This is a genomic window from Streptomyces sp. WAC 06738 (assembly GCF_003945505.1).
Classification (GTDB): domain Bacteria; phylum Actinomycetota; class Actinomycetes; order Streptomycetales; family Streptomycetaceae; genus Streptomyces.
In genome coordinates this window covers 2,257,694-2,281,227 of record NZ_CP029618.1, presented here as the reverse complement: position 1 = coordinate 2,281,227, position 23,534 = coordinate 2,257,694, and the positions used below count along the sequence as shown (strand labels likewise).

The following is a 23,534-nucleotide window of genomic DNA, read 5'->3' as shown; positions in this document are numbered from 1 at the left end:
GGGCGAGGGGCTTTTGCCCCCTTTGTCCGTGCGCTTGACATCGGTTGCGGCGCCCGGTTTGGATACACCGCACTCGAACGCGCGGGCGCCCCCACCGCACGGCAGTCGAGGCAGCAATCGGCAGCCGTGCACCCAGGGGGTCGTTCCTTCCATGTCCGTGTTCAAGCCCACCGGACGCCACCGGGCCGTCTCGCCGCGCAAGGGCGCGCGCCAGGCCGTCGCGCTGGCCACCGTCCTGTCCGCGGCCGGCGCACACGCCGTGAGCAGCGCGGGCGGCGCGGCGGCGGAGCCGCGGGTCTGGATCGAGGGGCCGATCTTCAACGACCCGCTGGGCACGGTGGACGAGCAGCACGCGATCCGCACCCGGCTGATCGAGCTGACCGACGCGGCGGTCCCGGGCTCGGTGATCAAGGTGGCGGTCTACCACATCTGGGAGCAGCCGGTCGTGGACGCGCTCGTACGCGCCCGGGCGCGCGGCGTGAACGTGCAGGTGCTGCTGGACGAGTCGAGCCGCAGCGACCGGCCGGACAACACCATGTACGCGAGCCTGAAGGCGGCGCTCGGCACCAGCACGACGGCGGGGTCGTTCGTCAAGCTCTGCCCGGTCGACAAGTCCTGCCTCGGCGACCCGAAGTTCGGGGCGTCGATCATGCACAACAAGTTCTGGCTCTTCTCGGAGGTCGAGGGCGCGCGGAACGTCGTCGTCCAGACGACCTCCAACTCCACCCCCTCCGCGCACACGAAGTTCTTCAACGACGCCCTGCTGCTGCCGGACAACCCGGCGATGTACGGGGCGTACTCGGAGTACTTCCGCGACATGGTGGGCGCCCAGTGGTCGACCTGGCGCTACCGCGCGGTGACCGCCAGCAACGGCCTCTACAAGGCGTACTTCTTCCCCCGGTCCGGCACCACCAACAGCACGGACACGATCCACGCCGTCCTCGACAACGTGCGCTGCACGTACAAGGACTCCGCGGGCGTGACCCAGCGCACCCTGGTCCGGGTCGCGATCTTCAAGATCACCCGCAAGGCGATCGCCGACAAGCTCGTCGCGCTGAAGAAGGCGGGCTGCGGCGTCAGCCTCGTCTACGCCGAGTCCGACAGCGCCAGGAGCCAGGGCGGCACCCGCGGCACCTGGGACGTGCTGCACGCCTCCGGCGGCCCTTCGCTGCGCTGCTACAACGACGACCGCGACCCGCAGAACCCGGGCCAGAAGCTGACCACGCCGTACATCGTGCACAACAAGTACGTGCTGATCGACGGCATGTACGCCGGCTCCCGGGACAAGCTGGTCTTCACCGGCTCGCAGAACTTCACCGGCCCCGCGCTGCGCGAGAACGACGAGGCCGTCGTCAAGATCGACAGCGATCCGGTGCACGACACGTACCTCGGCCACTACACCTCGGTGCGGGATGTGGCGTGGCCCGGCACCGCGGACAAGACGAACCTGTGCCAGGGCGTGAAGTCGCTGCCCCAGGACGGCGAGCGCGCCCTCCGTTAGACCGGTTTGACCAGGCGGTCAAGGGGCCCGTAATCTGGATCGTCGGCGTGTCTGTATGACGCGCCAGGCTCCTGAGCAACTCCCTCCCGCAGTCTCCTCGTGAGCGGCGGGAGAGGCCGCTCATCCCATGCGTTCCAGCCGGGCGGCTGGCATCAGGGGTCTCCGTCGCGACTGAGGAAGAGAGCTGAAGCGCGTGTACGCGATCGTGCGCACCGGCGGCCGCCAGCAGAAGGTTTCTGTGGGCGACGTCATCGAGGTAGACCGGTTGGCCAGCAAGAGCGTCGGCGACAGCGTCGAGCTCTCCACCCTGCTCGTCGTCGACGGCGAGACCGTGACCAGCGACCCCTGGGTCCTGGACGGGGTGAAGGTCCAGGCCGAGGTCGTGGACCACCACAAGGGCGACAAGATCGACATCCTGAAGTACAAGAACAAGACCGGTTACCGCAAGCGGATCGGTCACCGCCAGTTGCACACCGCGCTGAAGATCACCCAGATCCCCGCGCCGGCCGCCAAGTAAGGACTGAGGAGAGATGGCACACAAGAAGGGCGCATCGTCCACTCGGAACGGTCGCGACTCCAACGCCCAGCGGCTCGGCGTCAAGCGCTTCGGCGGCCAGGTCGTCGGCGCCGGCGAGATCATCATCCGGCAGCGCGGCACCAAGTTCCACCCGGGCACGGGCGTGGGCCGCGGCGGCGACGACACGCTGTTCGCGCTCATCCCCGGCTCGGTCCAGTTCGGCACCAGCCGCGGCCGCAAGGTCGTGAACATCGTCCCGGCCGCCGAGTAAGCACCGGCTCCGGACACCACACACCTGATCCGAGGGCGGTCCGCCGCTCCGCACGTGCCACGGACGACGTGCGGGGAAGCCGGGCCGCCCTCGGCGCGTTCCCCTGACGTCGTACGGCACACGCGCGCCGTACGGCACGAGCATCCCGTACGGCGCGAGCGTTCCGTACGACGCCGAACGACCCCCGATCGCACCTCAACGCCGGGAGGCACACCCTCATGACCACCTTCGTGGACCGCGTCACCCTGTACGTGGCCGCGGGCAACGGGGGACACGGCTGCGCCTCCGTTCACCGCGAGAAGTTCCGGCCGCTCGGCGGCCCCGACGGCGGCAACGGCGGTCACGGCGGTGACGTCATCCTCACCGTCGACCAGAACGTCACCACCCTGATCGACTACCACCACACCCCCCACCGCAAGGCCACCAACGGCAAGCCGGGCGAGGGCGGCGACCGCGCGGGCGCCAACGGCAAGGACCTCGTCCTGCCGGTGCCGGACGGCACGGTCGTCCTCACCAAGGACGGCGAGGTGCTCGCGGACCTCGTCGGGCACGGCACGACCTTCGTCGCCGCCCAGGGCGGCCGCGGCGGCCTCGGCAACGCGGCGCTCGCCTCCCAGCGCCGCAAGGCCCCCGGCTTCGCGCTGCTCGGCGAGCCCGGCACCGCGCGCGACGTGGTGCTGGAGCTGAAGACCGTCGCCGACGTGGCGCTCGTCGGGTACCCGAGCGCGGGCAAGTCGTCCCTGATCAGCGTGTTGTCCGCGGCCAAGCCCAAGATCGCCGACTATCCCTTCACCACCCTGGTGCCCAACCTCGGCGTCGTCACCGCGGGCGCCGTGACGTACACGATCGCGGACGTCCCCGGCCTCATCCCGGGCGCCAGCGAGGGCCGCGGCCTGGGGCTGGAGTTCCTGCGGCACGTCGAGCGCTGTTCGGTGCTCGTGCACGTGCTGGACACCGCGACCCTGGAGTCCGACCGCGACCCGGTGAGCGACCTCGACGTCATCGAGGAGGAGCTGCGCGCGTACGGCGGCCTGGACGACCGGCCGCGCGTGGTGGTCCTCAACAAGATCGACATCCCGGACGGGCACGACCTCGCCGAGATGGTCCGCCCGGACCTCGAAGCGCGCGGCTTCACGGTCTACGAGGTCTCGGCGGTCGCGCGTACGGGCCTGAAGGAGCTGTCGTACGGGCTCGCCGGGATCGTCGGCGAGGCGCGCGCGGCCCGGCCCAAGCAGGAGTCGACGCGCATCGTCATCCGCCCGCAGGCCGTCGACGAGGCGGGCTTCTCCGTCGTCCGCGAGGGCGGCGACGCGGACGGGGCCCTGTTCCGTATCACCGGCGAGAAGCCGGAGCGCTGGGTGCGCCAGACCGACTTCGGCAACGACGAGGCCGTCGGCTACCTCGGCGACCGGCTCAACCGGCTCGGCGTCGAGGACCAGCTCCGCAAGGCCGGGGCGAAGCCCGGCGACGACGTCGTGATCGGCACCGGCGAGGACGCCGTCGTCTTCGACTGGGAGCCGGCCATGGCCTCCGGCGCGGAGATGCTGGGGCGGCGCGGCGAGGACCACCGCTTCGACGCCCCGCGGCCGGCCGCGCAGCGCCGCCGGGAGCGGGACGCGGAGCGGGCGGAGGAGGAGTACGAGGACTTCGACCCCTTCGCCTGACCCGGACCATCCGGGCCCTGACCCTGACCCGGCCCGGCCCCTGACGAACGACGGCGGCGGCCCGCGGGAAGTGCTCCCGCGGGCCGCCGCCGTTCACGGCACCGGATCCGGATCGCCATCCGGGTCGACGCTCGCCTCCGCGATCGGGTCGACGCTCTCGTCCGTCACCGGGTCCGTGTCCGGGACGCGGCCTAGACGCCCGCCGGCTCCTCCGGCTCCAGCTCCAGCTCCTCCGCCGCGTCCCGACGCTGAGAAGGGATATCGGACTCCCCTCGCGCTTCGATGCGCGCCGCGCGCGCGTCCGCCTTCGCGCACAGCGCCACCGCGGCGGCGTTGAAGCGCACCAGCGACGGCGGTTCCGACGGCCCGAGCAGGTGCTCCTTGAGCTCCGCACGGGCCCGTACCAGCGTGTCGTGCTCCGGGTCGCGGACGGCCTCCAGCAGGGCGGGGATCTGCTTCGCCTTCGGGCCGAGGATGGTCCCCGCCCGTACGGTCGGGAACTCCGCCTTGAACTCCGCCTCCGTCATCCCGCTGGTGTTGGCGACCGCGTACGGCTTCTCGCTGGTCAGGTAGTCGGAGATGACGCTGGAGACATCGCTGATCAGCACGTCCGCCACGTTGAAGCAGGCGTAGATGCCGGGGCGGGAGTCGGTGATGATCTGGTGCTCCCAGGCGGGCAGCGAGGCCCAGTACGCCTCCTCCCAGGCGGCGGTCGCGGCCTGTACGGCCTCGGCCCTGCCGGCCTCGGGGGAGGACTGCATGAGCATGCGCTCGACCTCGTCGGCGCCGGTGCGGAAGGTCGTGGTGGCCAGTTCGTCCAGCTCCGCCTGGACCCGGGCCAGCTCGGCGGCGGCCTCGGGGCCCGGCCGCTCGGCGCCCCGGCCGCCCGCGCCCTGGCCGCCCGCGGCGGCCTCGGCGACCATGGCCGCGTTCGCCTCGGTGATCATCGCCTGGATCCGCTTGTTGGCCTCGCCCGCGCGCGGGTCGACCGAGCCGGTGAGCGGGTGCGGCTTGTACAGCAGCCGCACCCGGGGGTCGGCGAGCAGCTCGCGCACGATGTTCTCGCCGGCCAGCACGACGGAGGTGTTGCCGGGGTTGCCGTCCCAGCCCTCCCAGGTGGGGGCGTACAGCACGGTGGTCAGGCCGCCGGCGGGCGGCGGTCCCGCGTACGGGCGGATCGGCGCGAGCTGCGGGCGGCCGACCTCCACCACGTCGCGGTCGTCGACGCCGATGTCGGCGAGCTGGTAGCGGGCGCGGGCCGCGGGGCCCGCCACCCACACCTCGTCGTACGCCTTGGCGTACGGGTTGCAGCTCGACAGCTTGTCGCTCTCGCCGTGGTTGGTGAAGGCGTGCTTGATGGTGGGGATGCGCAGCACCTGCGAGGTCTTCCCGGAGTTCGCCGGGTGGAGCAGCATCTTCAGCGTCGAGTGCTCCAGCAGCATCAGGTCGGCCACCTTGGGCAGGCAGACGATCGGCACGTCGGTGGCGGTGATCTTCTGCACCATGAAGCGCTCGCGGAGCACGATCAGCGGCTTGCCGTCGAGGGCGGCCAGTGTGGAGACCCACATGTTGGCCTGGTACGCCGAGGTGGCGCCGCCGGAGAAGTAGAGGCCCACCGTCGGCCGGTACTCCTGCAGCCAGCCGGCGAACCACTCGCGCACCCGCTCGTCGTCGGCCGTGCGCTTCGCGGGCAGCAGCCAGGTCGCCAGATACAGGGCGCCGCCCCCGCTCAGCGCCAGCGAGATGCCGAGGCCCAGCACGCCCCACACCGCGTCCGTGGTGGCGGCGGTGGTCAGCAGCCCGACCGTGACCGGCACGGAGAGGTACAGCAGGCGGTGGCTGGAGCGGCGGGCGAGGATCCGCGGCGGCGCGGGCGCGAGGCCCAGCGCGGAGACGTCGACGTTCCGGGTGACGATCGGCACGGTCCGGTCCCGGCGCACCATGATCGTGACGCCCTGGATGAGGAAGTGCACGAGGTACGACGAGAGCAGCATGACCGTCAGCGCGGACTGCTCCCGCAGCGGCTCGATGCCGTCGATCTGCAGCAGGCCGAAGAGGATGAGCATGTCGCGCAGTAGCTGGCGGACCATGACGTCGAAGCGGACCCTGCTGAGCAGGGAGAGCAGCCCGGGCTGCCGGTGCTGCAGGTAGAGGTCGAGGGCGAGCCCGCCCGCGGCCGCGGCGACGAGCAGGGGCACGTTGGGCTTGAGCGCGCCGACGAGCTGCGCGCAATACGCTGCTAGCAGCGTTGTCAGCGCCATGAGCTGCACGGCGCGGCGGGGGGCGATACCGGCGAAAGGCACGGGTGCTGACTCCTGGCAGGGAGGTCGTGAGGACAGTCCCGGGACCGCCTGGTTCCGGGGGTGGTAGGGAGTTGACCCCAGACCGTATGACGGTCATGGGGCAGGAGACAATTCTCCACCCGGCATGGGCCGCCAATCGGGCGCAAATGCGTGTAGCGGCCCTTGAGAGCCATTTCGTTTCTGATATCAGCCCAGGAATGGGGGGGCGGGCGCACCCGCGGCGGCCCGCGGGGGCGTATTCCGGGCGGGGTGTCCGTACCGTGGGACGGCGCCGCGGGGCGGCCGGGCGGTGGCGTAGATTCGCAGTTCCGTAGGTATGGGACGCGGGCCGGGAAAGCGCAGGGGTACAGGTGGCAGGGGCGAGTCGGGAAGCCGCGGCGGTTGCCCGCAGGGTCGTCGTGAAGGTGGGGTCGTCCTCGCTGACCACCGCGGCCGGCGGGCTGGACGCGGACCGGGTCGACGCCCTGGTGGACGCGCTCGCCAAGCACGGCGACCGGGAGATCGTGCTGGTCAGCTCGGGTGCCATCGCCGCCGGGCTGGCGCCGCTCGGGCTCGGCAAGCGCCCGCGCGACCTGGCCAGGCAGCAGGCGGCGGCCAGCGTCGGGCAGGGGCTGCTGATGGCCCGCTACACCGCCTCGTACGCCCGCTACGCCAGGCGCGTCGGGCAGGTGCTGCTGACCACCGACGACATGAGCCGCCGCACCCACTACCGCAACGCGCAGCGCACCCTGGAGCAACTGCTCGCCATGGGCGCCGTGCCCGTGGTCAACGAGAACGACACCGTGGCCACCGAGGAAATCCGCTTCGGCGACAACGACCGGCTCGCCGCCCTCGTCGCCCACCTGGCCCGCGCCGACCTGCTGGTGCTCCTCTCCGACGTCGACGGCCTCTACGACGGCCCGCCGGGCGCCCCCGGCGCCTCCCGCATCGCCGAGGTGCGCCACCGCGGCGAGCTGGCCGGGGTCCGGCTGGGGACCGCCGGGCGGGCCGGGGTGGGCACGGGCGGCATGGTGACCAAGGTGGAGGCCGCCAGGATCGCCACCGGCGAGGGCGTGCCCGTGGTGCTGACGTCCGCCGTGTACGCGGACGCGGCGCTGGCCGGGCAGCCCACCGGCACGTACTTCCACCCCACCGGGCGGCGCGCCCGCGGCCGGCTGCTGTGGCTCGCGCACGCCTCCACCCCGCTGGGGGCGCTGGTGCTGGACGACGGCGCCGTACGGGCCGTGACCGAGCGGCGGACGTCGCTGCTGCCGGCCGGGATCAAGGAGGTGGAGGGCAGGTTCACCGCGGGCGACCCGGTGGAGCTGCGGGACACCTCGGGCCGGGCGGTCGCGCGCGGGCTCGTCGCCTTCGACGCCGAGGAGCTGCCGCGGCTGCTCGGGCGCTCCACCCGCGAGCTGGCCAAGGAACTGGGCCCGGCGTACGAGCGCGAGGTCGTGCACCGGGACGACCTGGTGGTGCTCGACAAGTGAGGCACGAGCGTGCGGCGCGGCAGGCGCGTGCGGCAACTGAAGTGCCGCAAATGGCGGGCGGCAACTGACGGTTGACCGGCCGCGGACGGTACGTGCCGCGCGACCGGTGCCGTACCCCGCGTGAGACCGGCGCGCGGCGCGCGAAAAAACCGGTGTCCCGGCAGAGACCTTGGGCAAAAGCACCACGGGCGGGCGCGTCGGCTGGTCAACTTTGTTGTATGGGGCTGCCGCGGCGCGCAGCCCGTTGCAGACTCGTATTCAGGAGGCCGCCCGTGACACAAGGGCGTCCAGGGGCGCTGCCCCGGGGAACGGCACAGCGGACGTTGACCAGCGTCCAGGGGACCGGAGGTGGGCATGCGGGCAGCGCGGAGGAGCCGGGGGCCGTGGCGGACGCCGACGGGCCCGCCGCCGGCGGTGCCCACCGGCTGTGGCACGTCACGCTGAGCGTCGCGGGACCCGAGGCACCGCTGAAGGAGATCAGACGCGGCCTCGAACGGCTGGCGCACGACCATCCCTTCCTGCTGACCAGCCGTTATGCCAACGACCACGCCGAGATCCGCTACTGGGAAGAGGCCCGCGACCTGCACGACGCGGCGGCGGTGGCGCTGCGGCTCTGGGGGGAGCACCGGGCGTCGGCGCAGTTGCCGCCGTGGGAGATCGTGGGGCTCGAGGTGATCGCCCGGGAGACGTACCACCAGCGCATCGCCGACGGGTACGGGCCCGCCCCGGCGGTGCCGGTGGGGGTCCATCCGTTCTGAGCCGCGCCGGGCGACCGGGGCGGCAGCGGTCCGTAGCGGGCGATACGGGGGCGTACGCTCCGGCGCGCGCGGCAGCGTCCGCGCCCCGGGGCGGCTACCGGCGCACGCGCACGAGGTGAAGCGCGGGAGCACGCACCCGCCGGTGCCGTGTCTCGCGGAGTGATACGGCCCGTCCACGATGCCGGCACCGCCGACTACCCTGCACGGCATGAGCAGCGAAACCCAGTCCCCGGTCCGCCAGGCCGCCCAGCGGGCGCGTACCGCGGCGGCGATGATCGCCCCGCTGCCCCGCGCGGCCAAGGACGCCGCCCTGCTGGCCGTCGCCGACGCGCTTCAGGCGCGCGCCGCGGAGATCGTCGCGGCCAACGCCGAGGACGTCGCCCGCGCGCGGGCCGACGGGGTCTCCGACGCGATCGTGGACCGGCTGACGCTCACCGAGGAGCGCGTCGCGGGCATCGCCTCCGACGTCCGGGACGTCGCCAAGCTGCCCGACCCCGTCGGCGAGGTGGTCCGCGGCTCCACGCTGCCGAACGGCCTGGAGCTGCGCCAGGTGCGGGTGCCGCTGGGCGTCGTCGGCATCATCTACGAGGGCCGGCCCAACGTCACCGTGGACGCCGCCGCGCTCTGCCTGAAGTCGGGCAACGCGGTGCTGCTGCGCGGCTCCTCCTCCGCGTACGCCTCGAACACCGCCCTCGTCGCCGTGCTGCGTGACGCGGTGGCCTCGGCCGGGCTGCCGCCGGACGCGGTGCAGTTGGTGCCCGGGCAGGGCCGGGAGTCCGTGCACGAGCTGATGCGCGCCCGCGGCCTGGTCGACGTGCTGATCCCGCGCGGCGGCGCCGGCCTCATCCGCACCGTCGTCGAGGAGTCCACGGTCCCGGTGATCGAGACCGGCACGGGCAACTGCCACGTGTACGTGGACGAGCACGCCGACCTCGACCTCGCCGAGAAGATCCTCGTCAACTCCAAGGCGCAGCGCCCCAGCGTGTGCAACGCCGCCGAGACCGTCCTCGTCCACCAGGCCGTGGCCGACGCGTTCCTCCCCCGCGCCCTGCGGGCCCTTGAGGCCGCGGGCGTCACCGTGCACGGCGACGACGCCTGGGTGAAGGCGGGCGCCGCGGCCGGCGTGGAGGTGCGGCTCGCCGACGACGAGGACTGGGCCACGGAGTACCTGTCGTACGACATCGCCGCGGCCGTGGTGCGCTCCCTGGACGACGCGGTGGCGCACATCCGCCGCTGGTCCTCCGGGCACACCGAGGCCGTCGTCACCCGCGACACGGGCGCGGCCCGCCGCTTCACCGCCCTGGTGGACTCCGCCGCGGTCATGGTGAACGCCTCCACCCGGTTCACCGACGGCGCGGAGTTCGGCTTCGGCGCGGAGATCGGCATCTCCACCCAGAAGCTGCACGCCCGCGGCCCGATGGGGCTGCCGGAGCTGACCTCGACGAAGTACGTCGTCACCGGCGACGGCCAGCTCAAGGGCCAGTAGCCGGGCGCGTCGCCGCCGAACGGCCCAGTGGGACGCCACGAGTCCGCGCGGACGCCTCCGGGCCGCGAGGAGGCCGTACAGGCGCCTTCCGGGGCCCGTTCCGCCCGCCGCGCGGGCCCGCCGGAGTGGCCGGGACCCGTGTCCGGTTCCCGCGCTGCCTGGCGCATCCCGACTGTCCCGGTTTACGCTGGTCGGGTGCCGGACGATGTGGGGGGCAGGCCACCGTACGCCGACGGTGACGAGCCCGACAGCCACCACCACGGAGGCGCGGACGAAGAGTTCGCCGCCGTGGTGCTCGACGAGGACTTCGTCCGTTCGGCCCACTTCCACGAGCCCAGTGCCGTGGAGCGCATGGTCGGAGCCGCGGAGGCGCGGGCCCAGGCGGAGGCCGTCCTCGACGACGTGGCGAACGACGACCGGATCTACGACGGCTGGGACGACCCGGACGCCCCCGACCCGTACGGCCCCTACGGCGGCGCCCTGCGCCCGTACCGCGGCCACGGGCACTGGCAGCGGCCCGTCGCCCTGCTGCTCGCCCTCCTCCTCGGCGTCGGCATAGTCGCGCTCTCCTTCGCCGCCGTGTACCGTTCCGGCACCGACGGCCGCGACGACGCCCCGCCCCCCGGCGGCTCCAGCCCCTCGGCCACGACCGGCGCGGACGCCCTCGAACCGTCGCTGACACCGCGCTGACCCCTGCGGAACCCGTGCGGAACCCCTGGCGCGACCTCCGCGCGAGCGCCGCCGCCGATCTGCCGCAACCGCTTCCGCCCGTTTGATCCTCGCCCTCCCCCTACGCCCTGCGGGCGTGGGCGGTGCCCCCACACGGCGCAGCGGCAAGTTGGCGTTGACGCGCCGGTTTACGGGGGGCGCCGCGGACCTACTCTTCTGTATATGGCCGGGCACGAAGGCCCGCCCGACGGGACACCCGAGCGCGCCCCCGGAGGCGGAGACGACGAATACCGCTCCATCGTCTTCGATGAGGCGTTCGTCAAGGCTGCCCGCCTGGAGGAGTACTCCGCCAGCGAGCGCGTCGGCGACCACGCCCCCGCCGTACGCAGCCGCCGCCCCCAGCGGCCCGGCGCCTCCCGGCAGGCCCTGGTGCTCGTCCTGCTCATCGCGCTCGCCTTCGGCACCGCCATCTACATGGGCGTACGCATGCCCTACCGGCAGCCCGGCGCCCCCGCCGCGGCGCCGCTGCGCAGCACCGTCGTCCCGCTGACGCCCGACGGCCCGGTGCCGGGCGGCGAGCCCGGCGAGCTGATCGCCGGCAGCCCCGCCGCGGACTTCGGCACCGGCGCCGACGGCATCGATCTCCCGGATCCGGACGCGACCCGGAACTTCACCGAGGAGCAGGTCGTCCAGGCGCTCACCGCCAGCAAGGACTACCTCGTCACCTCCGCGGTCGACGCCCGCACCCTCACCGGCGGCAACGTCCGCGACGTGCGCATCCAGCTCGACCCGCAGCAGCACGGCCAGTTCGACCAGAGCCTCGCCCGCCCCGCCGACGACGGCAGGCACGCCGCGACCGGCTGGATGGTCCGCTTCGACCCCGAGCACGTGCGGCTGGCCGACCGGAAGGTACGGGTCGACGGCGCGGTGACCTTCTCGGAGGTCAGCGACGAAGAGCTGGAGGTGAGCGCGGACCACGTCTTCGTCTACGTGCTGCGCCCCGCGAAGGCGTCCGGCGGGACCCCCGAGGCGAAGGCGTCGCTCTTCACCGTGCGCCGCCAGGTGCGCATCCGCTTCGACCACGACGACCTGCGCGACCGGCAACTGGAGCTGGCCGAGACCGCGCTGACCGCCGGGCCGCTGGCGTGCACCGCGGATGCCTCGGCCTATCTGCGGCCGCTGCTGGCCGGCGAGCGGGACCCGCGGAAGACGCCGCACGGGACGAACCCGTTCGCGACGCCGGGGCAGTTGAGCGGGTCGCTCTGCGGGGTGCTGGACACGGGTCAGGCGGCGAAGGTGTCGTAGGCCCTGTCCGGCGCGCGGGGGTACGGGCCGAAGGCGCGGAGCGCGCGCCCCGTACGACGGCGGCACACGCCGTACGAACGACGCCGCCGCCCCCGGGACGAGGGGGCGGCGGCTTGCGTACGGTGAGCGCTCGCTGAGCGGAGGGGACGGTGCTCAGTTGGGCGAGGGGTCCGCGGGGCCGGAGCCGTCCGCCGGGGCGGAGCCGCCGGAGCCGCGGTTGTTGAAGCGGTCCCGCAGCTTGCCGCCTATGTCGGCGGTGCCGCCCGCGATGTCGTTCACGAGCCGCAGCAGCGGGTCCTTGCTGTTCTTCACGGTGTCGGCGTAGCTGCTGGCCGACTCGCGGAAGGACTCGCGCGCGGAGGCGTCCTTGTCCTCGTCGCGCCGCGGGTAGTGGCCGTCCATGATCCGCTGGTAGTCGCGGCTCTCCGACCACTTCTTCAGCTCGGCGGCGCGGATGGTGGTGAAGGGGTGGCTGCGCGGCAGCACGTTGAGGATCTTCAGGACGGAGTCGCGGACGTCGCCGCCCCGGTCGTACTCCTCGGCCTGCTGGAGGAACGCGTCGACGTTCATCTCGTGCAGGTGGTTGCCGCCGGCGAGCTTCATCAGCCCGCGCATCGACGCCTCCAGGTCCTGCCCGACGAGCAGCCCCGCGCGGTCCGCGGACAGCTCCGACTTGCGGAACCACTCCAGCAGCGCGGCGATGATGGCCCGTATCGCCAGGGCGCCCAGCGGGATCCAGGCCAGCGCGAGGGCGAGGTTGGTGAGGAAGAGCATGATCGTGCGGTACACCGAGTGGCCGGAGAGCGCGTGGCCCACCTCGTGCCCGACGACGGCCCGCATCTCCTCCTCGTCGAGCAGCTCGACGAGGCCGGTGGTGACGACGATGATCGGCTCGTCCATGCCGATGCACATCGCGTTGGGCTGGGGGTCCTGCTTGACGTACATCTGCGGGACCTTGTCGAGGTCCAGGATGTAACAGGCGTCGCGCAGCATGTCGTGCAGGTGCTGGAACTGCTGGTCGCTGACCCGCACCGAGTCGGAGAGGAACAGCAGCCGCAGCGAGCGCTCCGGCAGCATGCCGCTGATCGCCTTGAAGACCTTGTCGAACCCGGTGAGCTTGCGCAGCGAGACGAGCGCGGAGCGGTCGGCCGGGTGCTCGTACGCCCGGGACGAGATGCCGGGGAACCTCCGGCGTTCTCGGCTCGGCACGTTCTTGTTGAGTTCAGGCATGTCTGTCCGTCCCCTCCCCGTACGGCTGACCCCCAAGGCTAGTGCGACAACGGGCCGGCGCGGCCGGGAGTTCCGTAGCAGGTTCGTCACGGCATCCGTACTCCACGGTGACCTCGGCGTCCGCGGCGCCGGCCGCGCCCGGCGCCCCCCGATGGCGGAGCCGACGTGGGAGCGGGCCGCGGACCCGCTTACGATGTCGAGGCACGCCCACCCGACGACACCGGATTGGCCACCGTGACCATGAGCGCTCTGACCGCCGCCCACGACCTCGCCGTGACCCTCGCCTCCGCCTCCGAGAGCGGTGGCGGCGGCGGGCACGAGGGCGACTCCAGCCCCAACGCGTACTTCGTCGGCGGGAGCACGCTGTTCATCCTGCTCCTCCTCCTCTTCATCACCACCCGCTTCAACCGGGACCGCTGAGGGCGGTGAGACGCAGACTGGGCGTGATGGGCGGGACGTTCGACCCCATCCACCACGGTCACCTGGTGGCGGCGAGCGAGGTCGCCGCCCGCTTCCACCTCGACGAGGTGATCTTCGTGCCCACGGGCGAGCCGTGGCAGAAGAGCGACAAGGCGGTCTCGCCGCGCGAGGACCGCTATCTGATGACCGTGATCGCCACGGCGTCGAACCCGCAGTTCTCGGTGAGCCGCATCGACATCGACCGCGAGGGGCCGACGTTCACCATCGACACCCTCCGGGAGCTGCACGGGCTCGAACCGGACGCGGAGCTGTTCTTCATCACCGGCGCGGACGCGCTCTCCCAGATCTTCACCTGGCGGGGCGCGGAGGAACTCTTCTCGCTGGCCCACTTCATCGGGGTGACCAGGCCGGGTCACCGGTTGCACGACCCCGGGCTGCCCGAGGGCAGGGTGTCGTTGGTCGAGGTTCCCGCGCTCGCCATCTCGTCCACGGATTGCAGGGAACGGGTGGCTCGCGACGAACCCGTCTGGTATTTGGTGCCTGACGGCGTTGTGCGCTACATCAACAAGCGAAGGCTTTACCGCGACGGCGATTGACGCGCAGGATCTACGGAGCGGCGGGGGCCGCACGGGGAGCGAAGGGTAAGCACGGGGGGACCGTGGGCGGGGATTGCCCATTATGGAAGGGGCACCAGTGAACGACGGATACCGCGGCCCGCAGGGCCACGAGCCGTACCAGGACCCCTACGCCCGCGGCTACGACCCGTACGGACAGCAGGGCTACGACTACGACCGGCAGGGCGCCCCCCAGGAACCCGGGGCCGAGGGCTACCGGGATCCGTCCTCCGGCTACGGGTACGACTATGACCCGTACGCCCAGCAGCCGCCCCCGCCCCAGCAGGGCGCCGTCTACCCGCCCCAGGCCCCCCGGGCACAGCAGCAGCACTACGCCCCGCAGGCCCCGCCCCCGGCCGTCGGGTACGACTACGACTACGACCCGTACGGCCCCGCCGCCCACTCCGGCGAGCAGCCAGTGACGCCCGTACCGCCCGACGGCGAGTGGGGGCGCATCCCGCAGCAGCGGCCGCCGGGGGAGGAGCCCCCAGGCCGCGGCGGGCCGGCGCACGAGCCCCGCGAGTACGCCACCGAGCAGTTCTCCTTCGTCGAGGACGAGACCGAGTCCTCCGAAGACGTCATCGACTGGCTGAAGTTCACCGAGAGCCGCACCGAGCGCCGCGAGGAGGCCAAGCGGCGCGGCCGCAACCGCCGCGTCGCGCTGCTGCTGGCCATGGTCCTCGCCGTGCTCGGCGGCACCGGCTATCTCTGGGCCACCGACCGCCTTCCCTTCGTCGGCGGCGACTCGGCGCCGGCGGAGGCGGCGGAGGAGAAGCGCGACACCCTCGTGGTGCACCTGCACGACACCGACGGCGGCGGCAGCGCCACCGCGCTGCTCGTGAACAACGCCACCACCGGCAAGGGCACCACCGTGCTGCTCCCCAACGACCTCGCCGTCTCCGGCGACGACGGCACCGCCACCACGCTCGGCCAGGCCGTCGACGAGCAGGGCGCGGGCGCCACCCGGGACGCGATCGACGCGCTCCTCGGCTCGCAGATCAAGGGGAGCTGGCGGCTGGACACGCCGTATCTGGAGATCCTCGTGGAGGGCGTCGGCGGCGTCACCCTCGACGCCGACGCGACCGTGCCGGGCGCGAAGAAGGGCGAGGAACCGCTGGTCGAGAAGGGCGAGAAGCGCAGGCTCAACGGCGAGCAGGCCATCGCCTACGCGACGTACCAGGCGGACGGCGAGCCGCAGACGGCGCAGTTGCGGCGCTTCGGGCAGGTCATGCAGTCCGTGCTGAAGCAACTGCCGAGCGACACCGCGGGCGCCAAGAGCCTGGTGAAGTCCATGGGCATGGTCCTGGACCCGTCCCTGTCCGAGGCCGAGCTGGCCGCGTCGCTCGCGTCGCTGTCGGAGCTGGCCAAGGAGGGCGCGTACGCGACCGAGACGCTGGAGGTCGGGGGCGACGGGCGGCCGAGCGAGCAGGCCACGCAGAAGGTCGTCGAGGACGTCCTGGGCGGCACGGTCAAGAACCCCGGCGGGGCCACGGCGGCGCGGGTCAGCGTGGAGAACGGCGCGGGCAGCGCGAAGCCGGCGGAGTCGGCGAAGGTCGCGCTGGTGAACGGCGGCTTCACGTTCGTCGACGGCGGCCAGGCGGCGGAGCCGGCTGCGGCCTCCGAGGTGCGCTACGCGGACGCGGCGGCGAAGGAGCAGGCCGTGCAGGTCGCCAAGACGCTGGGGCTGCCGGAGAAGGCGGTGACCAAGGGCAGGACGCCGGCGAACGCCGACGTGGTGGTCGTCCTCGGGCAGGACTACGAGGGGTGACGGAGCCGGGAGCCACGGCGCTGTCGTACGGGCGTGAGATCCTGGAATACGTATCCGCAGCGATACCCCAGTTCCGGACAGAGATTCCCGACAGAAGTGGACAGCCCCGCCCGTGACCGCAACGGACCGCTCCATCGACCTGGTCAGCACCGCGGCCCAGGCCGCCGCAGACAAGCTCGCGCACGACATCGTCGCGTACGACGTCAGCGACGTCCTCGCCATCACCGACGCCTTCCTGCTCGCCTCGGCGCCCAACGACCGCCAGGTCAAGGCCATCGTGGACGGCGTCGAGGAGGCGCTGCTGAAGGAGCGCGGCGCCAAGCCGGTGCGGCGCGAGGGCGAGCGGGACGGCCGCTGGGTGCTCCTGGACTACTCGGACATCGTGGTCCACGTGCAGCACTCCGAGGAGCGGGTGTTCTACGCCCTGGAGCGGCTCTGGAAGGACTGCCCCGAGCTGGACCTGCCGCCGGACGCGGTGGCCACCCGCGGCCGCGCCGCGGAGTACGCGGAGGCCCACGGCGACGGGGCCCGGCGGGATGCGTGACCGCCGGATCGTCCTGTGGCGGCACGGCCAGACGGCCTGGAACCTGGAGCGGCGCTTCCAGGGGCAGACCGACATCGAGCTGACCGAGGCGGGCGTGCTGCAGGCGCGGCGCGCCGCCCGGCTGCTGGCGGCGCTGCGGCCGGACGCGATGATCTGCTCCGACCTGCTGCGCACCCGCGCCACGGCGGCGGAGCTGGCGTCGCTGACGAACCTCGAGGTGACGTACGACAGCGCGCTGCGGGAGACGTACGCGGGCGTCTGGCAGGGGCTCACGCACGAGGAGATCATCGCGCGCCACGGCGAGCAGTACGCGGCGTGGAAGCGCGGCGAGCCGGTGCGGCGCGGCGGCGGGGAGCTGGAGACCGAGGTCGCGGACCGGGCGGCGCCGGTGGTGCTGGCACACGCGGACAAGCTGTCGGAGGCCGGCACCCTGGTGGTGGTCAGCCACGGCGGCACGATCCGGACGACGATCGGGCGGCTGCTGGGCATCGAGCCGCGCAACTGGGAGGCGCTGGGCGGGCTGTCGAACTGCAGTTGGTCGGTGCTCGGGGAGTCGGTGCGCGGCTGGCGGCTGCTGGAGCACAACGCGGGCAGCCTGCCGGAGCCGGTGCTGGGCGACGACACGTAGCTCCCGGGCGGCCTCCGGTAACCGATTTTTGTTTCCGGGCCCCTTCCGGCTAAGCTCTACCTCGTTCGCCCCGCGGTTCGGCAGGGCGACTGCAAGGGGCTATAGCTCAGTTGGTAGAGCGCTTGCATGGCATGCAAGAGGTCAGGAGTTCGATTCTCCTTAGCTCCACGCGAACGTTCTTCAGGATCCCGTCCCGCTGGGGCGGGATTCGTCGTTTTCCGGCCCCTTCAGCGCCGCCTGGCGGGCGCGCTCCTCGGAGAGGGGGCGCGCGTGGGCCGGGCAGCCGATCAGAGGGTCCGCCAGCGTCCGCAGGCAGTCGAGCAGCTTGCGGCTCGTCTCGTCCGCGGGGGTGTAGACGACGATCCGGGTCTCCGGCGCGCCCGTGATGGACAGCGACGTCGACACGCAGCGCAGCTCGCCGACCGAGGCGTGCTGCACGACCTTGATGCGCGAGCCCGGCGGCGCCACGTCCCCGCTGCGCCACATCTCCGCGAAGTCCTCGCTGGTCTCGGAGAGGGTGCGGATCAGCCGCTCCCAGGAGGGCTCGCCGACGTGCCGCCCGTACGCCCCGCGGAACGTGGCGACGAGGATCGGCAGCTCCTCGTCCCGGTTGACCATCGCGCAGCAGCAGGCGCGGGCGGAGAAGAGCTGCCACAGCACGTTCCGGCCCTGCGGCCCGGCGGCGCGGACGGCGGGGAACATCCGCTCGTACAGCTCGTTGGCGGCGAGCACGTCATAGCGGGAGTTGTAGACCGCCGCGGGCAGGTCCATGGCGGCGAGGATCCCCAGCACCTCGGGGCCGACGGACTGGGCGGCGGCGGCCGGCTCGGGCGCGTACGGCACCTCGGCCAGGTGGTAGAGGTGCTCGCGCTCCATCGCGTCCAGGCGCAGGGTGCGCGCCACCGCGTCGAGCACCTGGGGGCTGGCGTTGATGCGCCGGCCCTGCTCCAGCCACGTGTACCAGGTGACGCCGACGCCGGAGAGCTGCGCGACCTCCTCGCGGCGGAGCCCCGGGGTGCGGCGCCGCGGTCCCGGCGGCATGCCGACGTCCGCGGGGGTGATACGCGCCCGGCGGCTGCGGAGGAAGGCCGCCAGCTCCGGCCTGCGGCGTCCGGCCGCCATCGTCGTCATGCTCATCTCTCCAGGGTCAGGGCGTTGCGCCCGCCGTGCCAGGTGCTGTCAATACCAGCATCAGCAGACTCTCACTACCAGTACGACGCTCGGGGGATGCTCGCTGCATGCCTGACACCACCACGACGTCCCCCGGCGGCGGGAGCGCGCCGGGCGCCGCCGCCGTCTCCAGTAAAGCGCGCGGCACCGACAACGCACCCGGCACACGTACCGGCTGGCTCCTCGGCATCGTCCTCGCGGGGCAGTTCATGGCGCTGCTCGACGTCTTCATCGTCAACGTCGCCGCCCCCACCATGCGCACCGACCTGGGCACCTCGGGGGCCGAGCTGCAACTGATCATCGCCGGGTACGTCATCTCGTACTCGGTGCTGCTGATCACCGGCGCCCGGCTGGGCGCCATGCTCGGCCACCGCCGCATGTACCTCGGCGGCCTCGTGCTCTTCACCGCCGCCTCCCTCGCCTGCGGGCTGGCCGCCACCTCGGGACAGCTCATCGCGTTCCGGCTGGTGCAGGGCGCGGGCGCGGCGGCGATGATCCCGCAGGTGCTCAGCCTCATCCAGCGCAACTTCACCGGCACCGAGCGGGTCCGGGCCCTCGGCGTCTACGCGGCCGTCCTGGCCACCGGCGCGGCCGCCGGGCAGATAGCCGGCGGCCTGCTGGTGAGCGCCGACCTCTTCGGTTGGAGCTGGCGCCCGGTGTTCCTGGTGAACGTGGTGGTGGGCGTGCCGCTGCTGGTGCTCGGCGCCCGGCTGCTGCCGCGCGACGAGCCGCGGTCCGCGGCGGGCGGCGCCCCGTACGGCGGCGTCCTCGACCGCGGCGGGCTGGTGCTGCTGGCGGCCGCGGTGACCCTCTTCACCGTGCCGCTGGTGCTCGGGCAGGAGCTGGACTGGCCCGTCTGGGGCTGGGTGATGCTGGGCGGCAGCGTCGCGGCGGCGGTGGCCTTCGCGGCGTACGAGTCGGGCCTGGCCCGGCGCGGGGGCGTGCCGCTGTTCCCTCCGCGCGTGGTGCGTGCGCCGGGGATGCCCGTGGCCGTGGTGCGCTCCGGGCTTGCGATGGTGCTCAACGGCGCGTTCATGTTCGTCATGGCGCTGCACCTGCAGTCGGGGCTGGGCTTCGGCCCGCTGCGCGCCGGGCTTACCTTCGTGCCGACCGCCGTCGCCTTCGGGGCCGCCGGGCTGACCTGGCAGCGGCTCCCGGAGCGGCTGCACCCGGCGCTGGTGCCGGCGGGCTTCGTGACGCTCACGGTGTCGTTCCTGGCGGTGGGCCTGGCGATGCGCGACGCCGGCGAGGGCGGCCCCGGCTTCTACGCCGGGCTGACCGGCGTCGGCCTGGGCCTCGCGCTGGCCTTCAGCCCCAACCTGACGGCCGCGCTCGCGCTCGTACGCACCGAGGACGCGCCGCACGCCAGCGGGCTGCTGACGACCACCGCACAGCTCGGCGGGCTCATCGGCGTGGCGACGATCGGCACCCTGTATCTGGAGCGCGTGGGGGCGCTCACGGCGCGTAGTTCAGCGGACGCGGTGTGGTACGCGCTGCTCGCGCTGGCCGCTGTGGGGGTGCTCGGGCTGCTTGCGGGGGTTCGGTACCGGTATCGGCGCTGACCACCTCGGCCGCGCGTGGCAGAATCACAGCATCCTCACAGGGCGGAAGCCGAAGGGAGGGGCTGCGAGATGCCTTCGTGCGCCACCAGGAGGCAGCCGGCGGCCGGGTCCCGCCGGCCGGGAGCCATCCGCGCCTCCGCCCTGCACTGTCCAGCCTGCGGTTCCTCGCACGTCGCGCAGGTGCTCGGTGACAACGGCGGAGTGTCCTATGTGTGCACGGCCTGCGGCCATAGCTGGAGCTGAGTGATGGGAGCACACAGCAGGAAGTGCGACTGGTGCGGAAACGGCACCCCCATCGTGCGCGACATGGAGCCGCTCAACCCCGACTACCAGTACTGGTGCGAGGAGTGCGCGCGGGCGCTGATCATAAAGGGCGATCCCATCGAGACGTACCGCGAGCTGGAGGGCGAGCCGATCTACGGCCGGCTGCTGGACGAGCACTGCACGCTCAAGCGCTTCTACTCGTTCGCGACCGCCTGATCCGCCACCGCCGCGGTGGGGTAGGGTGAAGCCCGCCCAGGGGCTATAGCTCAGTTGGTAGAGCACTTGCATGGCATGCAAGGGGTCAGGAGTTCGAATCTCCTTAGCTCCACTCGGCTCCCCTTCAGGCTGCGATATCCTGAGCGCATGCGTGCCCGACGCCTTCTGCTTAGCGGGCCGCGCTGACGGCAGGAAACACTCAGCGCGGCGTCCCCTCCTGTGCGAGGGGTTTTTTCGTTTCCGCATCCGGACCGCAGGCAGAGACCACCAGGAGCTTTGAGGACGATGAGCAGCGAGACGACCACCGCCGCCGCCACCGAGTCGGTGCCGCCGACGGCACCGCACCGCTACACCGCGGCCCTGGCGGCCGAGATCGAGGGACGCTGGCAGGACTTCTGGGAGCGCGAGGGCACGTACGCGGTGGACACGGCCGCGGCGTCGGACCGGCCCCGGAAGTTCATCATGGACATGTTCCCGTACCCCTCGGGCGCGGGCCTGCACGTGGGCCACCCGCTGGGGTACATCGCCACCGACGTCTTCGCCCGCTACGAGCGCATGACGGGCCACGACGTCCTGCACACCATGGGCTTCGACGCCTTCGGCCTGCCCGCCGAGCAGTACGCCGTGCAGACCGGCACCCACCCCCGGGTCACCACCGAGGCGAACATCGTCTCCATGCGCCGCCAACTGGGCCGCCTGGGCCTGGGGCACGACCGGGACCGGTCGTTCGCCACGATCGACCCGGACTACTACAAGTGGACCCAGTGGATCTTCCTGCAGATCTTCGAGTCCTGGTACGACGAGGAGGCCGGGGCCGCCCGCCCGATCGCCACCCTGGTCGAGCAGTTCGAGACCGGCAAGCGCGAGACGCCCGACCGGCGACCCTGGGGCGAGCTGACGCCCGAGGAGCGCGCCGAGGTGCTGAGCGGCTACCGGCTGGCGTACGCCTCCGACTCCCCGGTCAACTGGTGCCCCGGCCTGGGCACCGTGCTGGCCAACGAGGAGGTCACCGCGGACGGCCGCTCCGAGCGCGGCAACTTCCCCGTCTTCAAGGCGAATCTGCGGCAGTGGATGATGCGGATCACCGCCTACGCCGACCGGCTGCTGGCCGACCTGGACGAGCTGGACTGGCCCGAGGCCATCAAGCTGCAGCAGCGCAACTGGATCGGCCGCAGCGAGGGCGCCCGCGTCGACTTCCCCGTCGACGGCCACGAGGGCACGCGGGTCTCCGTCTTCACCACCCGCCCCGACACCCTGTTCGGCGCCACCTACATGGTGCTGGCGCCCGAGCACCCGCTGGTCGACGGCATCATCCCGGCCGGCTGGCCGCAGGGCACCCACGAGGTGTGGACCGGCGGGCACGCCACGCCCGCGGAGGCGGTGGAGACGTACCGCGCGCAGGCCGCCGCCAAGTCCGACGTGGAGCGGCAAGCGGAAGCCAAGGAGAAGACCGGCGTGTTCACCGGCGCGTACGCCCTGAACCCCGTCAACGGCGAGCGCGTACCCGTCTTCATCGCCGACTACGTCCTGATGGGCTACGGCACCGGCGCCATCATGGCCGTACCCGGACAGGACCAGCGCGACTGGGAGTTCTCCGAGGTCTTCGAGCTGCCCATCATCCGCACCGTGCAGCCGCCCGCCGACTGGGACGGCAAGGCGTACATCGGCGAAGGACCCGCGATCAACTCCGCGGGCGACGGCATCGACCTGAACGGCCTGGAGATCGCCGACGCCAAGCGGAAGATCATCGCCTGGCTGGAGGACAACGGCGTCGGTGAGGGCACGGTCAGCTTCCGGCTGCGCGACTGGCTCTTCAGCCGCCAGCGCTACTGGGGCGAGCCCTTCCCGATCGTCTACGACGAGAACGACGTCGCCCACGCCCTGCCCGAGTCGATGCTGCCGCTGGAGCTGCCCGAGGTCGAGGACTACTCGCCGCGCACCTTCGACCCGGACGACGCCGGCAGCCGCCCCGAGACGCCCCTGTCGCGGAACGCGGACTGGGTGAACGTCACGCTGGACCTGGGCGACGGCTCGGGGCCGCGGCGCTACCGGCGCGAGACCAACACCATGCCCAACTGGGCCGGCTCCTGCTGGTACGAGCTGCGCTACCTGGACCCGCACAACGCCGAGCGCCTGGTCGACCCGGCGATCGAGCGCGCCTGGATGGGCCCGGCCGAGGGCAAGCCGCACGGCGGCGTCGACCTGTACGTCGGCGGTGCCGAGCACGCCGTGCTGCACCTGCTGTACGCCCGCTTCTGGTCCAAGGTGCTGTACGACCTGGGGTACGTCTCGTCCGCCGAGCCGTTCCACAAGCTGTTCAACCAGGGCATGATCCAGGCGTACGTCTACCGCGACGCCCGCGGCTTCCCGGTGCCCGCCGCGGAGGTCGAGGAGCGCGACGGCGGCTACTGGTACGGCGGCGCGCAGGTCAGGCGCGAGCTGGGCAAGATGGGCAAGTCCCTGAAGAACGCCGTCACGCCGGACGAGATCTGCGCCGAGTACGGGGCGGACACGCTGCGGCTGTACGAGATGGCGATGGGCCCCCTGGACGTCTCCCGGCCCTGGGACACCCGCGCGGTCGTCGGCCAGTACCGGCTGCTGCAGCGGCTGTGGCGCAACGTCGTCGACGAGTCGACCGGCGCGGTCGCCGTCGTGGACGCCGAGCCGGACGAGGCGACGCTGCGGGCGGTGCACAAGGCCGTCGACGGGGTCACCAGGGACATGGCGGGGCTGCGCTTCAACACCGCCATCGCGAAGGTGACGGAGCTGAACAACCACGTCACCAAGCTGCCCGCGGTGCCGCGGAGCGTCGCCGAGACGCTGGTGAAGCTGGTCGCGCCGCTGGCGCCGCACGTCGCCGAGGAGCTGTGGCACCGGCTGGGGCACGGCACGACGGTGGTCTACGAGCCGTTCCCGGTCGCCGATCCGCGGTACGTGGCCGACGAGACGGTGACGTGCGTGGTGCAGGTCAAGGGCAAGGTCAAGGCCCGGCTGGAGGTGTCGCCCGAGATCACCGAGGCGGAGCTGGAGGCGGCGGCGCTGGCGGACGAGTCGGTGGTGCGGGCGCTGGGCGGGGCGCAGGTGCGGAAGGTGATCGTACGGGCGCCGAAGCTGGTGAACGTGGTCATCTGAGGCCGCCCGGCGCCTTCGTGCGAGACGCGGGAGCGGCCGC

General features: G+C 72.5%; 20 protein-coding genes and 2 tRNA genes. 19 read left to right on the top strand and 3 right to left on the bottom strand.

Annotation, left to right across the window (positions count from 1 at the left end; translation table 11 throughout):
• Positions 1–151 precede the first annotated feature (151 nt).
• The 4 genes from DMB38_RS09605 to obgE all read left to right on the top strand — a co-directional run bounded on the left by DMB38_RS09605 (position 152) and on the right by obgE (position 3,953).
• Positions 152–1,501: a phospholipase D-like domain-containing protein gene (locus DMB38_RS09605; RefSeq protein WP_125934811.1), complete on the top strand. Its 1,350-nt coding sequence runs from the start codon at positions 152–154 to the stop codon at positions 1,499–1,501.
• 193 nt (positions 1,502–1,694) lie between these two features.
• Complete coding sequence (gene rplU / locus DMB38_RS09600) at positions 1,695–2,018, top strand: 50S ribosomal protein L21 (RefSeq protein WP_101424543.1); 324 nt, start codon at positions 1,695–1,697, stop codon at positions 2,016–2,018.
• Between the two features lie 13 nt (positions 2,019–2,031).
• Positions 2,032–2,289, top strand: coding sequence for a 50S ribosomal protein L27 (rpmA, locus tag DMB38_RS09595; protein WP_027770102.1), 258 nt, complete (start codon positions 2,032–2,034; stop codon positions 2,287–2,289).
• Between the two features lie 218 nt (positions 2,290–2,507).
• A complete protein-coding gene (gene obgE / locus DMB38_RS09590) occupies positions 2,508–3,953 on the top strand; it encodes a GTPase ObgE (RefSeq protein ID WP_125934810.1) in 1,446 nt (481 codons plus the stop codon).
• A 191-nt stretch (positions 3,954–4,144) separates the two neighbouring features.
• Here obgE and DMB38_RS09585 read toward each other — a convergent pair whose 3' ends face one another.
• A complete protein-coding gene (locus DMB38_RS09585; RefSeq protein WP_125934809.1) occupies positions 4,145–6,256 on the bottom strand; it encodes a hypothetical protein in 2,112 nt (703 codons plus the stop codon).
• A 350-nt stretch (positions 6,257–6,606) separates the two neighbouring features.
• Between DMB38_RS09585 and proB the strand changes: the two genes are divergently transcribed.
• The 5 genes from proB to DMB38_RS09560 all read left to right on the top strand — a co-directional run bounded on the left by proB (position 6,607) and on the right by DMB38_RS09560 (position 11,946).
• On the top strand, positions 6,607–7,728 hold the full coding sequence (proB, locus tag DMB38_RS09580) for a glutamate 5-kinase (protein ID WP_125934808.1): 1,122 nt from the start codon (positions 6,607–6,609) through the stop codon (positions 7,726–7,728).
• Between the two features lie 272 nt (positions 7,729–8,000).
• On the top strand, positions 8,001–8,486 hold the full coding sequence (locus tag DMB38_RS09575) for a hypothetical protein (RefSeq protein WP_125934807.1): 486 nt from the start codon (positions 8,001–8,003) through the stop codon (positions 8,484–8,486).
• Positions 8,487–8,664: 178 nt separating this feature from the next.
• Positions 8,665–9,972, top strand: a complete 1,308-nt coding sequence (locus DMB38_RS09570; protein WP_125934806.1) for a glutamate-5-semialdehyde dehydrogenase — start codon at positions 8,665–8,667, stop codon at positions 9,970–9,972.
• Between the two features lie 207 nt (positions 9,973–10,179).
• On the top strand, positions 10,180–10,662 hold the full coding sequence (locus DMB38_RS09565; RefSeq protein WP_125938921.1) for a hypothetical protein: 483 nt from the start codon (positions 10,180–10,182) through the stop codon (positions 10,660–10,662).
• Between the two features lie 201 nt (positions 10,663–10,863).
• The gene (locus DMB38_RS09560; protein ID WP_125934805.1) at positions 10,864–11,946 is read left to right on the top strand and encodes a hypothetical protein; all 1,083 of its coding nucleotides are present in this window, start codon (positions 10,864–10,866) and stop codon (positions 11,944–11,946) included.
• A gap of 153 nt (positions 11,947–12,099) precedes the next feature.
• Here the strand turns inward: DMB38_RS09560 and DMB38_RS09555 are convergent, their stop codons facing one another.
• On the bottom strand, positions 12,100–13,176 hold the full coding sequence (locus DMB38_RS09555) for a M48 family metallopeptidase (RefSeq protein ID WP_125934804.1): 1,077 nt from the start codon (positions 13,174–13,176) through the stop codon (positions 12,100–12,102).
• A 240-nt stretch (positions 13,177–13,416) separates the two neighbouring features.
• Here DMB38_RS09555 and DMB38_RS09550 point away from each other — a divergent pair, with 240 nt between their 5' ends.
• From DMB38_RS09550 to DMB38_RS09525, 6 genes are all read left to right on the top strand, one after another.
• Complete coding sequence (locus DMB38_RS09550) at positions 13,417–13,596, top strand: hypothetical protein (protein ID WP_164715954.1); 180 nt, start codon at positions 13,417–13,419, stop codon at positions 13,594–13,596.
• Between the two features lie 5 nt (positions 13,597–13,601).
• Positions 13,602–14,192 (top strand): nicotinate-nucleotide adenylyltransferase, encoded by a 591-nt coding sequence (nadD, locus tag DMB38_RS09545; RefSeq protein ID WP_206337669.1) that lies wholly within the window; start codon positions 13,602–13,604, stop codon positions 14,190–14,192.
• A gap of 97 nt (positions 14,193–14,289) precedes the next feature.
• Positions 14,290–15,978: an LCP family protein gene (locus DMB38_RS09540; RefSeq protein WP_125934802.1), complete on the top strand. Its 1,689-nt coding sequence runs from the start codon at positions 14,290–14,292 to the stop codon at positions 15,976–15,978.
• 112 nt (positions 15,979–16,090) lie between these two features.
• The gene (gene rsfS, locus DMB38_RS09535) at positions 16,091–16,522 is read left to right on the top strand and encodes a ribosome silencing factor (protein WP_047015762.1); all 432 of its coding nucleotides are present in this window, start codon (positions 16,091–16,093) and stop codon (positions 16,520–16,522) included.
• Positions 16,515–17,150, top strand: coding sequence for a histidine phosphatase family protein (locus DMB38_RS09530; protein ID WP_047019905.1), 636 nt, complete (start codon positions 16,515–16,517; stop codon positions 17,148–17,150). The genes rsfS and DMB38_RS09530 overlap by 8 nt, the downstream gene beginning before the upstream one ends.
• Before the next feature lie 95 nt (positions 17,151–17,245).
• Positions 17,246–17,318 (top strand) — tRNA-Ala (locus DMB38_RS09525).
• Between the two features lie 12 nt (positions 17,319–17,330).
• Here the strand turns inward: DMB38_RS09525 and DMB38_RS09520 are convergent.
• Positions 17,331–18,281, bottom strand: coding sequence for a helix-turn-helix transcriptional regulator (locus DMB38_RS09520; protein ID WP_125938919.1), 951 nt, complete (start codon positions 18,279–18,281; stop codon positions 17,331–17,333).
• 107 nt (positions 18,282–18,388) lie between these two features.
• Between DMB38_RS09520 and DMB38_RS09515 the strand changes: the two genes are divergently transcribed.
• From DMB38_RS09515 to leuS, 4 genes are all read left to right on the top strand, one after another.
• Entirely contained in the window at positions 18,389–19,882 is a 1,494-nt protein-coding gene (locus DMB38_RS09515; RefSeq protein ID WP_125934801.1) for an MFS transporter, read from the top strand.
• Positions 19,883–20,128: 246 nt separating this feature from the next.
• Complete coding sequence (locus DMB38_RS09510) at positions 20,129–20,362, top strand: hypothetical protein (protein ID WP_026276023.1); 234 nt, start codon at positions 20,129–20,131, stop codon at positions 20,360–20,362.
• Positions 20,363–20,401: 39 nt separating this feature from the next.
• A tRNA-Ala gene (locus DMB38_RS09505) sits at positions 20,402–20,474 on the top strand.
• Positions 20,475–20,647: 173 nt separating this feature from the next.
• Positions 20,648–23,494, top strand: a complete 2,847-nt coding sequence (leuS, locus tag DMB38_RS09500; RefSeq protein WP_125934800.1) for a leucine--tRNA ligase — start codon at positions 20,648–20,650, stop codon at positions 23,492–23,494.
• Positions 23,495–23,534 lie beyond the last annotated feature (40 nt).

Bases quoted from the DNA above. Each gene is read 5' to 3' on its own strand.
- DMB38_RS09605 (WP_125934811.1), top strand. From the start codon at position 152: ATGTCCGTGTTCAAGCCCACCGGACGCCACCGGGCCGTCTCGCCGCGC.
- rpmA (WP_027770102.1), top strand. From the start codon at position 2,032: ATGGCACACAAGAAGGGCGCATCGTCCACTCGGAACGGTCGCGACTCC.
- obgE (WP_125934810.1), top strand. From the start codon at position 2,508: ATGACCACCTTCGTGGACCGCGTCACCCTGTACGTGGCCGCGGGCAAC.
- DMB38_RS09570 (WP_125934806.1), top strand. From the start codon at position 8,665: ATGCCGGCACCGCCGACTACCCTGCACGGCATGAGCAGCGAAACCCAG.
- DMB38_RS09560 (WP_125934805.1), top strand. From the start codon at position 10,864: ATGGCCGGGCACGAAGGCCCGCCCGACGGGACACCCGAGCGCGCCCCC.
- DMB38_RS09555 (WP_125934804.1), bottom strand. From the start codon at position 13,176: ATGCCTGAACTCAACAAGAACGTGCCGAGCCGAGAACGCCGGAGGTTC.
- DMB38_RS09550 (WP_164715954.1), top strand. From the start codon at position 13,417: ATGAGCGCTCTGACCGCCGCCCACGACCTCGCCGTGACCCTCGCCTCC.
- DMB38_RS09530 (WP_047019905.1), top strand. From the start codon at position 16,515: ATGCGTGACCGCCGGATCGTCCTGTGGCGGCACGGCCAGACGGCCTGG.
- DMB38_RS09520 (WP_125938919.1), bottom strand. From the start codon at position 18,281: ATGACGACGATGGCGGCCGGACGCCGCAGGCCGGAGCTGGCGGCCTTC.
- DMB38_RS09515 (WP_125934801.1), top strand. From the start codon at position 18,389: ATGCCTGACACCACCACGACGTCCCCCGGCGGCGGGAGCGCGCCGGGC.
- DMB38_RS09510 (WP_026276023.1), top strand. From the start codon at position 20,129: ATGGGAGCACACAGCAGGAAGTGCGACTGGTGCGGAAACGGCACCCCC.
- leuS (WP_125934800.1), top strand. From the start codon at position 20,648: ATGAGCAGCGAGACGACCACCGCCGCCGCCACCGAGTCGGTGCCGCCG.